Genomic DNA, 15,074 nt, shown 5'->3' on the forward strand with positions numbered 1-15,074 from the left:
AGCTAAGTATTCGCATTGACAATGGAGGCTAGTTATAAATTTGAATCACTTATAATAACTCTTTTAGAAAAGAAATAGTATAAATTAAAACTGGTTAATGGCAAAATAAAATCAATATTGCATCAGGCCTTTTATATTACTAATCAACCTTTACTAAATAAACTTTCTCAAAGCCGAAAATCATGCAACCGATGGGATTATCAGCAGTTTCATTTTGGGTGAGGGCTCACATGACTTCATTTAATCATACTACAGCTTAACAGCAATCTAAGAATTAAAATGGACATTTGCACACAATACAGGAGATAATGGGTATACCCTATGCTAGGTAGATCTAGCGTTTCAAGGCAAAATGATTGTTGATATATTTCGCCATAATGCGATTTCCGTCCCTATCCACAAAACTCAAGCTAAACCAATAATCATCGGCTGGCATGGACAGGCCATTATAAGTACCGTCCCAACCTTTATTATTCTGGGTAATTTGTTTTAGTAATTTACCATATCGGTCAAAAATTGAAACTAGAGGTTCCGTCAAGTTAGAAATACCTTGGATACTCCAACTGTCATTAATTCCGTCCCCATTTGGGGAGAAAAATTTAAAATAGCCAACCACTATTACAGTCTCGGTAATGGCACCGCAACCATTTAAATCATTTACGGTAACCCGATGCTCCCCGGGAAGCACCCCATAAAACACATTGTTTTCTTGATAGGGCCCATCATTTAATTGGTATTCAAAATCCCCCTTCGACCCCATAATTATAGTAATTGTATTTAAATCCTTTAATTCATCGATAAGGACCTCGCTAATACTGGGCGGCATAGAGGAATAGACGGCAACAACAATGGAGGCGTCACAGACTCCCAAACCAAGCTTATCTCTAATCACTACACTGTATTTTCCCGCCTCTGAAACCAAAATGCTGGATGTTTGTGCTCCGGTATTCCATTGATAATCGTAATCGAGATTTGGCGAGGTATCCCCTATGACTACCGTAGGCTCTCCTTCACAGAGAAATATCTCCAAAGGAAAATCAACTACATAAGGTTGATAGGCATTTATTTTAAAATTTTGAGAAGCCTCTATACAGGTCGGATTTTGCGCAGCGGTAGCCCTAATATAAATAGTCTGTTCCCCTGCCTGCAATTGGTGATTTTTATCTAGGGCATTTTTTCCTTCATAGGCATCTGCACTGGAGGTATGATAGGTAATCAGCACCTTTTCTGGTGATTGCCCTCCCAAGGCTTCTTGATCTTTTTTATTTAAATCCATATACCCCTGATCGAGACACATACTTTCCGAAGTCACAAAATTGCTCGTCGGGGCTGGGAAAAAACCCACTTGCACATCGCTAATAATTGTATTCTGTGGCGGAACAAAGACCCCTACCCTGTAATACGCGGCCTCAGACACGGGCAGGGTTGCCAAGTTTTCACTTGGAATAAGGAAATATCCGCTCCCTACATCCTTGTACCAAGCATAGGAAATTGCATTCTGGGTAGTAGCATCCAGTACCACATTTTCATTCTCACAAGCTGAAATGGGCGGCCCCAACAGATTGCTTACAATGGAGCAATCCAAGGCATTATAAGGGTTGGTGACAAAAATATTCCCTGTAAATTGAATGGAGAAACCAGAATTGATATTACTGAAATTATTTACCAATAGGTAATAATCTTCCCCGGGTTGCACCTCTAACCACGCTTCGTATTGAACGTTAACCTTAGGTGCTGTAGGATTTTCGCCCACCCCAAGAAAACTGTTCTTTTCTCTATTGTCGTAAAAATTGCATCTTATAGGAGTTCCCAAGGCACCACAATGACTGGCCTTATACAAAGCAAAGTCCCAATCTTCATTGGGATCAATACCAATATTGAAGCCCAATTTCCCAGAGGCTCCCGTTCTAAATCGGTACCAGGCAGAGTTGGATTCTATGACTCCAGAGTCCAGCGTTTTTTCCAAACAGCCAGATTTGGTTTCCCCGCCAAAATCGTCAATACCGTATCCTAGAGTTCCTCCATTAATGGGAGTATTACTACAGATGGGCACTGCATTACTACAATCTGGTGCCACCTGTCCCATGGCCAAACAAGTGCCAAAATAACAAATCACCACATAAACAATAACCAACTGCTTCATTTATCAATCCAAAAATCCGAGAATAATAAAACTAAGCTTCAGACTTAGTTAACACTAATTTATGTTGTGTAACTAAGCGAAATTGGTATAAAGTGGCATATAATGTATATCTTTGCTGCCTTAAAAAGCCATATTTTAATGAAAATAGACAACGCATTGGAAAAGCATTTTGAAGACTTGGGAGACGATCACGCTTCTGCAGGAGAAAACACTCCCTTACGTAAAGATGCCTTTGTTCTTAGCGATGAGGAAAAGATAGCCCTTATCAAAAACAACGTAACTGAAATTATGCTTACGCTAGGATTAGACCTAGAAGATGACAGCCTGAAAGGCACCCCTAACAGGGTGGCCAAAATGTTTGTAACCGAGATATTTAGCGGCCTACATCCAGATCGCAAGCCAAAGTCCTCTACTTTCGACAACAAATACAAATATGGTGAGATGTTGGTAGAAAAAAACATCACTCTGTATTCCACCTGTGAGCACCATTTGCTTCCTATTGTAGGAAAGGCACATATTGCATATATCTCCAACGGAAGTGTGGTAGGTTTATCCAAAATGAACCGAATTGTGGATTATTATGCCAAAAGGCCCCAGGTACAGGAACGTTTAAATATTCAAGTCGTTAGGGAACTTCAGAGAGTTTTAGGGACCGAGGATGTTGCCTGCGTTATGGACGCCAAACATTTATGTGTAAACTCCAGAGGAATTCGCGATATTGAGAGCAGTACTATAACCGCAGAATATGGCGGTAGATTTAAAGAGGAGGCTGTAAGGCGCGAATTTTTGGATTATATAAATATTGATACTAAGTTTTAATCGGCCTGTCTAAAAGATGCAGTTGTACCAAACACAAAAATTAAAAATATACAATTCCCTTTCTGGAAAAAAAGAAGATTTCATACCTATAAATGAAGGACATTTAGGAATGTATGTCTGTGGCCCTACTGTTTACAGCAATGTACACTTGGGCAATTGCCGTACTTTTATGTCCTTTGACATGATCTTTAGGTATTTTAAACACCTTGGCTACAAAGTACGCTACGTACGGAATATCACCGATGCCGGGCATCTTGAAAACGACGGAGAGGAAGGTGAGGACAAGATTGCCAAAAAAGCACGTTTGGAACAATTGGAACCCATGGAGGTGGTACAACGATATACCTTGGATTTCCACAACATATTAAACAAGTTTAATTTTCTACCCCCTAGTATAGAGCCAACGGCAACCGGACATATTATTGAGCAGATTGAAATTATAAAAGCCATTATAGACAAGGGCTTTGCGTATGCCATAAATGGATCTGTATATTTTGATGTAGAAAAATTTAATAAGACCAACGAATACGGAAAGTTAAGCGGTAGAAAATTGGAGGACATGATCGCCAATACTAGGGAGCTTACCGCACAGGACGAGAAAAAGAGCCCACAGGATTTTGCTTTGTGGAAAAAGGCCGAGACCCAGCATATTATGCGATGGCCATCACCATGGGGCGACGGCTTTCCGGGCTGGCATTTAGAATGTACAGCAATGAGCACCAAGTATCTTGGCGAAACCTTTGACATACACGGCGGTGGAATGGACCTTAAATTTCCGCATCACGAGTGTGAGATCGCCCAAGCAGAAGCATGGAACGGACAGGCACCGGTAAATTACTGGTTGCATGCAAATATGCTGACTTTGAACGGAAAGAAGATGGCAAAATCTACTGGTAACAACATTTTACCCAATGAAATGTTTTCCGGAGAAAATCCCCTGCTCAGCAAACCATACGCGCCTCCAGTGGTGCGTTTCTTTATGATGCAGGCACATTATACCAGTATTTTGGACCTAAGCGATGATGCACTTTTAGCCTCGGAAAAGGGCTACCATAGATTAATGGAAGGCATTAATAACTTAGAAAAACTGGAAACAGGAACTAGCTCAAGTTTTGATGTGTCCGCATGGGTACAGAAGGGATATGATGCTATGAACGATGATTTTAATACCCCTATCCTAATAGCAAACCTCTTTGAGGCAGTTAAATACATCAATTTAATAAAGGAGGGAAAAGAAAGTATATCTGCAACAGACAAAACTGTTTTAACCGAGGCCTTGCACAGTTTTGTATATGATATCCTAGGTTTGGAGAATCTAAATACTGCTGTGTTGAATTCGGATAAACTATCCAATGTGGTAGGTCTTTTAATACAAATGAGAAACGAAGCGCGTGCCAATAAGGATTTTGCCACCTCGGATCAAATTAGAGATCAACTGGCAGAAATGGGCATTCAGCTGAAGGACGGGAAAGACGGCACCACCTTTAATCTATCTTAAAAAGGACCAACATTAAAAACACCAAGGCATTTATGAAAAAAATACTAATTGCCCCATTTGTGTTTTTGGTAAGAGCATATCAGACGCTCATATCGCCCTTTACCCCGGCAAGTTGCCGCTACTCCCCTACCTGCTCCCAATACACTCTGGAAGCGCTTAAAAAACACGGCTTGTTCAAGGGCGGATGGTTGGCGTTGAAAAGAATATTTAGTTGTCATCCCTGGGGTGGCAGCGGATATGATCCAGTACCTTAGGTTTTCGTGAATCTCTAATTTCTTTTCATATCCATAGCACTCAGGGTCTAAAAACTGAGGTATAGTGCACCTAAGTGTAGAAGAGGCAGCCGTAGCGAAGGCCAACGCACCAACTGACTCCTTGCTTAGATGTATACTCCGTTAGTTTACCCTACCCGTAGCCCGCTATTATCAACACCTGTTTATTAAACTTAAATGGAGGTAAAACCCAATTCTTCGGTCTTCCATTAATTACTAATTATCTAGGGATGATACTTCCCACTATTTACTTATCTTAGTCCCTTAAAAAAAATTGCCAATGTATTTTTTAGGTTTCACCTGGAATCCCGCCGACACTTTGTTTCAAATTGGGGTATTACAAATAAAATATTATAATCTTCTTTGGATAACTGCCTTTGCACTAGGGTGGTATATCATGAAAAAAATCTTTGTAAAGGAGAACAAATCCATAGAACAATTAGATTCCCTATTCATCTATACCGTCCTTGCCACCATGTTGGGCGCCAGATTGGGACATGTCATCTTCTATGATTGGGCCTATTATCAAAATCATTTGTTGGAAATATTGCTTCCTATACGGGAAACTGAGGGAACTGCGCTTTTCGGGATCATTAACGGCTATGAATTTACAGGATTCACCGGCTTGGCAAGTCACGGTGCCGCCATTGGAATTATCATAGGCATGTATCTCTATACTCGGAAATACCCTGAATTTAAAATACTTTGGATCTTGGATCGCATTGTAATTCCCGTATCCATAGGTGCTTTTTGCGTGCGATTGGGGAATTTTTTCAACTCCGAGATCAATGGTAAAATAGTAGACAAATCTTTTTTATTCGCTACCCGTTTTATCAGGGATTCCGATGATTTACACCCAGCAAAAGCCTTGGCCATTACCAAGGAAAAAACGGTAAATGCAGCTTATGATCTTATAGAAAAGGATCCGCGTTTCGTCGAATATTTAGAGGCAATCCCCTACAGGCATCCAGCACAATTATACGAGGGAGTCTGTTATATTTTTGTATTTGCCATATTGTATTATCTATACTGGAAAACCAACAAGAAAAACAAATTAGGATATCTTTTTGGATTGTTCCTTGTATTGTTATGGTCCGTTCGGTTCTTTGTGGAGTTCGTTAAGAAAAGTCAAGGTGGATTTGAGGAATCCTTGGGGCTATTATCTACTGGACAATGGTTGAGCATCCCCTTTATCCTGGTAGGTCTTTATTTTATGTTCCGACCCACATCGACAACCGCAAAGTAGCCAAGGCTTAATTGAGGAAGAGTTTGACTAATGCCAAGATAGGACACAAAGTTTTCCACGGGCTAAAGCCCCGTGGCTATTCGAATGATTTAAGTGGCAATTGAATTTTTTGTTCCAAATAGTCAGGAAAAATGAACGGAATTGGAGCACATTGTCTAAACAAATTTTAAAATTATTAACATTACCCAATTACGGATAATTAAGGTGAAACAGATGAAGTATAGCAAAGTAGTATTCATATTGATTGCTATTTTTACGATAGTGGTTTCTTGTAAAGAGGACGAAAAGGCAATCATAAAAACGGAATCCATCGCATTTAAAAAAGAAGGCTCCCTCAAAATAGTGCAACAGGAAACCGATTCTATTTTGGCTAGCCTAGACATAGAGATTGCCGATAACGAGTATGAGACTGCAACAGGACTGATGTACAGGAGCTCCATGGAGGCTAAGCAAGCCATGTTATTTATCTTCGAGGATGTGGCCATGCGCTCATTTTATATGAAAAATACCGAGATAGCGTTGGACATCCTCTATATTGATGATAACAAAAAGATCGTCAGTTTTCAAAAAAATGCACAGCCCTTTAATGAATCGGGGCTAAGTTCAAAAGTTCCCGCCAAGTACGTATTGGAAATAAATGCAGGAATGTCCGATAAATGGAAGTTAGCTATTGGCGATTCCATCGCATACGAAAAAACACCATAGCCCCTTAAAACAAGGCTATCTATTGACAATAAAGGGTTATCCCGACTTATGGTTTGGATACCCCCACCATTATTATTTTATTAGTTAGAAATTAACCCATAAATAACACCGACCATTGACAACGAAAAAAAGTATATCGCTAAGCTTTCTGATTGTCATTCTTTCCCTTCCTCTCTATGCCCAGAAAAAAAATGGCGCATTTCGACTTAACATTAAAAAAACTTCCCTCCCTATTACCATAGATGGCATAGGTGATGATAAGGCCTGGCAGGATACTGATGTAACAACCGATTTCTTTATGGTATTGCCCATGGACACCGGAAAAGCCAATGAACCATCGGAAATTCGCATGACCTATGACGAAAACAACTTATACCTATTAGCCACCTTTTACAACACTACCAAAGGGCCGTACTATGTAGAATCATTGCGACGGGATTTTAGTTTTGGCAAAAACGACAATTTCTTACTGTTTATAGACCCCTTTAACAACCAGACCACGGGCTATTCCTTTGGTTCCAATGCCGCTGGTGCACAATGGGACGGCACCATGTACGACGGTGGAAGTGTGGACTTAAATTGGGACAGCAAATGGATTTCAGAAGTAACAAGCGATGATGATAAATGGGTGTTTGAGATGGCCATTCCTTTCAAATCCATACGCTATGAAGAGGGTGTTTCTGAATGGGGCATTAATTTTAGTCGTTTAGATCTGAAGTCGGGCGAAAAATCGAGTTGGACACCCATTCCACGGCAGTTCCCAACAGCATCCCTTGCCTATACAGGAACATTGGTCTGGGATGCACCTCCCCCATCTCCCCGTACCAATTTTTCTGTCATTCCCTATGTATCTGCAAGTGTAAATAGGAATTTAGAAAATGGGGAGGACACTGAATTCGACAAAAAAATTGGTGGCGACATTAAGTTTAGCCTAAGCACCTCTTTAAATTTAGATTTAACAATAAACCCCGATTTTTCTCAGGTAGAGGTAGATCGGCAGGTAACCAATCTTGACCGATTTGAACTATTTTTCCCCGAAAAGAGGCAGTTCTTTTTAGAAAATGGTGATCTATTTGCCAACTTCGGTTACGCCACCATACGCCCATTTTTCTCGAGGAGAATAGGTTTGGGCGTGCCCATACAGGCTGGAGCAAGGGTCAGTGGCAACCTTAACAATAAGTGGCGAATGGGGCTAATGGACATGCAAACCGCCAGTGTGGAGGAAACAGGGCTCCCGAGCCATAATTTTGGGGTCCTCTCCTTACAACGAAGAATTTTTTCCCGCTCCAGCATTGGGTTAATAGTGGTAAACAAGCAAGCTATAAATTACCCCCAGGACACGGATTCTCTTAGAACAGCATTCCCTAAGTTTAATAGAAATATAGGATTGGAATACAATTTGGCATCCCCCAATAATCAATGGACGGGCAAAGCATTTTTACTAAAATCCTTTGCCCCAAAAAAGGAGGGCAATGGGATTACCCAAGCTGCCCACTTGGAATATAAGAGTCGAAAATGGAATTGGCGCATACAGGAAGAATCGGTTGAGGAAGACTATACCGCCGAGGTTGGCTTTGTTCCTAGAAACGGCTATGTAAACATCTCTTCGTATCTAGGGCACCTCTTCTTTCCCGAAAAAAGTGTCATCTTGAGCCACGGACCCAAAATACGTACTAGTTATTTCTTTAATGAGAAGTTGGAACGCACAGATAATATCAACCTATTTGAGTATCTCTTTAGTTTTCGAGACCGTTCTAGCTTAAACTTATCCCTGTCCGATGAGTATGTGGAACTACTAGCTCCTTTTGACCCTACACGGGCAAACAAGGCCACCTTGGACATTGGCAGTAAGCATCACTGGAACGCCTACATGATTGATTTTGTCTCCAAACCACAAAGCATGTTCACCTATTCCTTGGGGAGTCGTTTTGGAGGATACTATTCTGGTGGTAACAGAACAAGCCTAATCAGCGAAGTGGGATATCGTTTCCAACCCTTTGTCAGTTTAAGCAGTAATATCAGCTTTAACCACATTCACCTACCGGCTCCTTGGAACAATACAGAGTTTTGGCTTATTGGCTCTGAAGTGGATATCACATTTACCAATAAATTATTTTTCGCCACCCTATTCCAATACAACGAACAATCGAAGAATTTTAATTTAAACTCTAGGTTTCAATGGCGCTATAAGCCGGCGTCCGACTTATTCTTGGTCTATAGCAACAATTACCTTATTGAACCATTTGAAGGCAGAAATTGGGCCTTGACCTTAAAATTCACCTATTGGTTTAACAAGTAAGGCGAGTCATCTAGCACAAAAGCCACGCGATGAAAATGTATTAATGACAACGTTTAAAAGAAATTATGTATGATTCCTAATAGCCATTGGGCCATCTTCACCGACAACAATTCCAAAAAGGGGCCGCTTATTGAACGTTTAATGGAAGGGAAGTTTCCTGAGGAGCTGGCCTTTCTCACCAATAAGGAAGGAGCCTTATTTTCTAAAATTACATTGGAGGAATTTATAGACGAGGAAGAAAAACACGATCGGAAAATAATTACATTGGACACCGATCAACGGTTGAGCACCATGTCTAGCGGCGAACAAAAGAAGGCGTTATTGCAGTACCTGCTCCATATAAAACCCGGCTTTTTAATTCTAGACAATCCGTTCGACAATCTAGATCAGGAATCTCAAATTAGCCTACGCAAGAGTTTGGAAGAAGTTGCCAGCCACACCCCGATCATACAGCTACTAAGCAGGAAGACAGATCTCCTTCCGTTTTGCGACATTAGTTTATTTCTAGAACGATCTCAACTAAAACCATACAACACCCACCAAGAAGCCACAAAGACGCAAGGACAGCATCTAGTCCATTTTAAAGGACAAATCCCTGTGCCCTACCGTTCCAATGAACAACAGGAGCCCATATTAATCCAGTGTAAAAATATTTCAGTTTCCTATGGCGATAAAAAAATACTAAACAATATCAACTGGACCATCAAACTTGGGGAATTTTGGCAATTAAAAGGCCGTAACGGCAGCGGGAAATCTACCTTATTATCCATGATTACGGGCGACAACCATAAGGGATACGGACAGGAACTCTATTTATTTGGAAAGCGCAAGGGCAGTGGGGAGAGTGTTTGGGATATTAAAAAGAACATCGGCTATTACACTCCTGCCATGACCGATAATTTTTCTGGTCTTCACACCTCCCTAAACATGATCATTTCCGGAATGAACGACTCCATTGGACTGTATCTAAGGGCGACAGAGAACCAGATAGCCTTGGCCAAGGAATGGCTGTTAATTCTGAACCTATGGCATCTCAGGGACGTTAACTTTGCCGAACTGACCAGAGGTCAGCAACGTTTAATAATGACCGCTAGAGCCATGGTTAAACACCCACCCTTACTGATCTTGGACGAACCAACAGCGGGATTGGATGACGAGAGCGCCACTCTGTTCATTGCATTGGTAAATAAAATTGCCGAAGAGAGCAAGACCGCCATTGTTTTTGTATCCCATAGAACGGAACCTGGCCTAAAACCAACATACACCTACGAACTAAGCGCAACACCCAACGGCTCAGTTGGACACATTATATAGAACAATAAATGAAACCTGATTTAGAGACCTATATAATTGATTAAATAGAGTAAAGAATACCTATCTTAAAGTTTAAAGCGAGATTAAGCGGGAATATTATTTATGTACTCCAAATTTCAAAAAGCTTATCCCTAGTATTCTCCAGATATTTTTGTATTAATGACCTCCCTACTTAGGGGAAGGTTTCTCAATACTTTATACTTAATACTCAAAACTCATATCTCAATACTATTAATTGTGACTTCGGCACAGTCTGTGGCTCAGGATAACGAAAATTGTATCAATATATAAGCGAAAGAAGCGACCCGATAGGGGAACGCCCAAAAGATCTGGAGAATCATTTGGAAACCCCTTTAAAACAAGAAAGGCCGCTAAATTAGCGGCCTTTCTTTTATAACAATAATTAATGCTTCTTATTAAGCAACTATGTCTTCATTACCTTCTTTGACTTTCTTCGTCAAGGTATCGTACATAACTGGTGTTGCGATGAACAAGGAAGAATAAGTACCTACTATGATACCAATGATCATAGCGAACATAAATCCTCTTAACGATTCCCCTCCGAAGATGAAAATGGCTAATAATACCACCAAAGTGGTTAAGGAAGTATTTAAGGTTCTACTTAGCGTACTATTCAAGGCCAAGTTGGTATTCTCACCAGCTTTCCATCCTTTTTCCGCGACAATCTCCCTAATACGGTCGAACACTACCACGGTATCATTCAGGGAGTAACCAATAACGGTAAGTATCGCTGCAATGAATGCCTGGTCTATTTCCATGTTGAAAGGCATTAGTTTTCCAAAGATAGAGAACACCCCAAGTACAACCAATATATCATGTATAACCGCGGTAACCGCTCCTAATGAGAACTGCCATTTACGGAACCTTAACAAGATGTAAAGGAATACTACTGCCAAGGATCCAATGATTGCCAAGAAGGCGTTATTTTTAATATCATCAGCAATGGTAGGACCTACCTTTACAGATTGCAGGATACCAATTGGCTTCTCTCCGACACTACTACCGATAATAAAATTATCAAAGCTTGTACCATCTGGCATGTATTTCTGTAGCGAAGTATACAATTTATCCTGAATTTCGTTATCCACTTCAATTCCTTCCACCTCTACTTTATAAGGCGTAGTAATCTTTATCTGATTGGCATCCCCAAAAGTCTTCACATTGGTACCACTACCAAATACGACGTTCAATTCGGAAGCGATTTCTGAAGGATTCACTGCCTTTTCAAATCGAACAGTATATGATCTACCTCCAACAAAATCGACACCTTCCTGTAATCCTTTCGTAAACAATGAGAACAAGGCAACTCCGATTAAAATGGCGGACACCGCATAAGAAATCTTTCTTTTAGCCAAGAAATCTATGTTGATATTCTTAAATAGGTTTTTGGTAATCGTTGTAGAGAAATCCAAATCCCTTCCTTTTCCTGAAGAATACCAATCTACTAACAACCTAGTAATAAAGATGGCCGTAAATAAAGAGGTTACGATACCAATAAGTAAGGTTGTGGCAAATCCTTTGATAGGACCAGAACCAAATATGAATAAGATAAGTGCGGTAAGACCTGTGGTAATGTTGGCATCTAAAATAGAGGAAAGTGCATTTGCAAATCCATCTGCAATAGCTTGGCTACGGCCTTTGCCTTTAGCAAGTTCTTCTTTGATCCTTTCAAATATAAGTACGTTGGCATCCACGGACATACCAATGGTCAACACGATACCTGCAATTCCAGGGAGTGTGAGCACGGCATTTAAACTAACCAGTACCCCAAAAATTAATAAGATGTTTAACAATAAGGCTATATCGGCAAAAATACCGGCCTTACCATAGTAGAAAACCATCCATAACAATACAATTGCCATGGCAATCATAAAGGAGAAGAAACCACTACTAATCGCTTCTTGTCCTAAAGATGGACCTACAATTTCTGATTGGATTATCTCTGCAGAGGCAGGTAATTTACCAGCTCTTAATACGTTGGCGATATCCTTAGTTTCGTTGATGGTGAAATTTCCTGTGATTTCTGAACGACCACCAGAAATTGGACCTGAAGAAACACCTGGAGCGGTATACACCTTATTATCCAATACAATAGCGATTCCTGTTTGGTTATTAAAGGCATCCCCTGTTAATTTCTCCCATTCCTTGGCTCCCCTAGTATTCATGGTCATGGAAACCGCGGGCTTATTAAATTGGTCAAAGACATCAGAGGCATCGGAAACAACGTCTCCACTGATCCTCGGCAAGTTTTCCCTATTGGATTTTAATGCGAACAATTCTACCACTTCGGAACCTTCACTTGGGCGCTCCCATAGGAATTTCACAAATTGTACATCCGAAGGAATCAACCTGCGGATTTCTTTCATCCTTAAGTACTCGCCTATTGTAGCAGTATCCTTAATAGCAGCACTAACTAGGGCATTTCCGTTAGGATTAGCCGGCATTAATAAACTGAAAAGTGGATTTGCTGCTGGTGAGAAATCATCTTCGCCCTGTGAAACGTCGGACAATAAAGAATCTAATTCAGATTCTGGTTTTACATTTACTTCAGGCTTTTCAACCTTAACCAATGTTTTTAAACGCTCATTGGCAGCTTGTAAAAAGCTTCCAAGGCTAGGATTATTTTGCTTATAAGTTTCCCAAAATTCCAATTGGGCAGTACTAGATAGCAGATCCTGAGATCTTGCGATGTCTCTGGCTCCTGGTAATTCTACCAAGATACGACCCGACTTTCCTTCCCTTTGGATATTTGGCTGAGTAACTCCAAAACCATCGATACGTTCCCGTAATACTTCAAAAGCAGAAACGATAGATTCATCAATTTTTGTTCTGATGATTGGTTTTACCTGCTCATCTGTCATCTGAAAATTAATGACATCACTTAAGGTCTTATTGGCAAAAATATCTGGAGAAGCCAATTTAGTATCTCCTTTTATTTTATCAAAAGACTCAAAGAACAGGTCCACATAGGTAGCATCGCTACTTTTTGAAGCGGCATCTGCATCGGCCAAGGCCTTGTTGAAAACCGGATTTTTGGAATTGTTAGCAAGTCCTTTCAAAATATCCTTAACAGAAATCTGAAGGGTAACGTTAATACCTCCCTTTAAATCCAGACCTTTATTAAGTTCTTTTTTCTTGGAATCGTTATAGCTTGTATATCCCAAAATGGAATTATCCCCTATAGAATCTAAATATTGCGCTTCTAGCTCTTCCCTTTTTTCCAGATAATCCTCGTCGGACTCCGAAACTTGGTTGGTAGCAAAGACAGTCGCATCCTTTTCTACTTTATTGGTAATAAAAGTGTAGGATAGCTGATAAATACTAACTAGCCCAAACAAAAAAGCGAAAAGCTTTATAAGTCCTTTATTCTGCATTGGTTGTATAATTTATAAAATGGTATTCTTAAATAGCGTGCAAATATATTATTTCCCATAGGAATTAACAATATATTTGGAGAATTTATAAAACAAGGGCATCCTCTCTGTTCCGACACCTATCGGAAACCAATAGAAAGGATGCCCTGAATTTTTATCAGCGCCCGTGTTTTATAGTTCTAGGAGGTCGTTTGTTTTCCTTACTCCTTCTGCACTTTCTTGCATTTTAGCTTTTTCAGCTGCAGTTAGTTCTATGTTTACAATTTTTTCCAAGCCATTCTTGCCTAAAAGTACTGGCACCCCTATACAAATATCTTCCAAATTATATTCCCCTTCCAAATAGGCAGAACAAGGAAACATTTTTTTCTGGTCACATGCAATTGCCTGAACCATGGAAGAGACTGCAGCACCTGGCGCATACCATGCACTAGTACCCAGCAACTTGGTTAATGTAGCACCACCTACCTTAGTATCTTCGGCCACTTGGTTTAAGCGTTCCTCGGATAAAAATTCGGATACCTTAATACTGTTTCTGGTTGCGTGTGCGGTTAACGGCACCATTCCGGTATCGCTATGTCCACCTATTACCATTCCGTCTATATCGGAAATGGGTGCTTCCATGGCCTCTGCCAATCTATATTTAAAACGGGCACTGTCCAAAGCTCCGCCCATACCTATAATTCTGTTTTTAGGCAAATCGGTAGACTTATGAACCAAGTAGGTCATGGTATCCATTGGATTACTCACTACTATAAGGATAACGTTTGGCGAATGCTCAATAAGGTTAGCAGCTACGGTTTTAACGATCCCTGCATTAATCCCGATTAATTCCTCACGAGTCATGCCAGGTTTACGGGGAATTCCTGAAGTAATTACAGCAACATGGCTCCCAGCCGTTTTACTATAATCGTTGGTAATTCCAGTAATTTTGGTATCAAAACCCATTAAAGAAGCCGTTTGCATAAGATCCATGGCCTTCCCTTCGGCAAAACCCTCTTTAATATCCAATACAACCACTTCCGATGCAAAATTCTTTATTGCGATGTACTCTGCACAACTTGCGCCAACAGCACCTGCCCCAACTATGGTAACTTTCATTATAAGATTATTTTTTTAAGATTAATTTTAATCTCCCAAAAATACAGATTTTAAACAGAAAACGGTTAGGTAGTTTACAGAAACCACTTAAAATTTCGCATAGTATAGTCAACTTAGCAATTTGAAGCTAAAAAATAGGAATGGAAACTGGTATTGGGAATAGCTCCTAAAAAACCAACCGATTACGCTGATCATACTATTTCACCCAAAAAGTTAAAACTTTCCACCATACAACGATAGAATACAATAGATCCCTGCAACTATGCGTTAAACACAATAGCACCC

General features: G+C 40.3%; 10 protein-coding genes. 7 read left to right on the forward strand and 3 right to left on the reverse strand.

Annotated features, from left to right (window positions below; all coding sequences use genetic code 11):
- Positions 1–334: 334 nt before the first annotated feature.
- Positions 335–2,143, reverse strand: coding sequence for a T9SS type B sorting domain-containing protein (locus tag KCTC52924_RS01735; protein WP_251809164.1), 1,809 nt, complete (start codon positions 2,141–2,143; stop codon positions 335–337).
- A 138-nt stretch (positions 2,144–2,281) separates the two neighbouring features.
- On the opposite strand from KCTC52924_RS01735, the gene folE reads away from it, so the two are divergent.
- From folE to KCTC52924_RS01770, 7 genes are all read left to right on the forward strand, one after another.
- A complete protein-coding gene (folE, locus tag KCTC52924_RS01740) occupies positions 2,282–2,962 on the forward strand; it encodes a GTP cyclohydrolase I FolE (protein ID WP_251809165.1) in 681 nt (226 codons plus the stop codon).
- Between the two features lie 16 nt (positions 2,963–2,978).
- The gene (gene cysS / locus KCTC52924_RS01745) at positions 2,979–4,460 is read left to right on the forward strand and encodes a cysteine--tRNA ligase (protein ID WP_251809166.1); all 1,482 of its coding nucleotides are present in this window, start codon (positions 2,979–2,981) and stop codon (positions 4,458–4,460) included.
- Between the two features lie 32 nt (positions 4,461–4,492).
- Positions 4,493–4,714, forward strand: a complete 222-nt coding sequence (gene yidD / locus KCTC52924_RS01750; RefSeq protein ID WP_251809167.1) for a membrane protein insertion efficiency factor YidD — start codon at positions 4,493–4,495, stop codon at positions 4,712–4,714.
- Between the two features lie 298 nt (positions 4,715–5,012).
- A complete protein-coding gene (gene lgt / locus KCTC52924_RS01755) occupies positions 5,013–5,978 on the forward strand; it encodes a prolipoprotein diacylglyceryl transferase (RefSeq protein ID WP_251809168.1) in 966 nt (321 codons plus the stop codon).
- 213 nt (positions 5,979–6,191) lie between these two features.
- On the forward strand, positions 6,192–6,683 hold the full coding sequence (locus KCTC52924_RS01760; protein WP_251809169.1) for a DUF192 domain-containing protein: 492 nt from the start codon (positions 6,192–6,194) through the stop codon (positions 6,681–6,683).
- A gap of 115 nt (positions 6,684–6,798) precedes the next feature.
- Positions 6,799–8,982: a carbohydrate binding family 9 domain-containing protein gene (locus tag KCTC52924_RS01765; protein ID WP_251809170.1), complete on the forward strand. Its 2,184-nt coding sequence runs from the start codon at positions 6,799–6,801 to the stop codon at positions 8,980–8,982.
- 69 nt (positions 8,983–9,051) lie between these two features.
- Positions 9,052–10,296, forward strand: coding sequence for an ATP-binding cassette domain-containing protein (locus KCTC52924_RS01770; protein WP_251809171.1), 1,245 nt, complete (start codon positions 9,052–9,054; stop codon positions 10,294–10,296).
- Between the two features lie 416 nt (positions 10,297–10,712).
- On the opposite strand, the gene secDF is transcribed toward KCTC52924_RS01770, so the two are convergent.
- Both secDF and KCTC52924_RS01780 read right to left on the reverse strand, forming a co-directional pair.
- Positions 10,713–13,691 carry a protein translocase subunit SecDF gene (gene secDF / locus KCTC52924_RS01775; protein ID WP_251809172.1) on the reverse strand — a complete coding sequence of 993 codons (2,979 nt, stop codon included), beginning with the start codon at positions 13,689–13,691 and terminating at the stop codon, positions 10,713–10,715.
- Between the two features lie 171 nt (positions 13,692–13,862).
- A complete protein-coding gene (locus KCTC52924_RS01780) occupies positions 13,863–14,789 on the reverse strand; it encodes a malate dehydrogenase (RefSeq protein WP_251809173.1) in 927 nt (308 codons plus the stop codon).
- Positions 14,790–15,074: the final 285 nt, after the last annotated feature.

Source organism: Arenibacter antarcticus (genome assembly GCF_041320605.1).
Taxonomy (GTDB): Bacteria; Bacteroidota; Bacteroidia; order Flavobacteriales; family Flavobacteriaceae; genus Arenibacter; species Arenibacter antarcticus.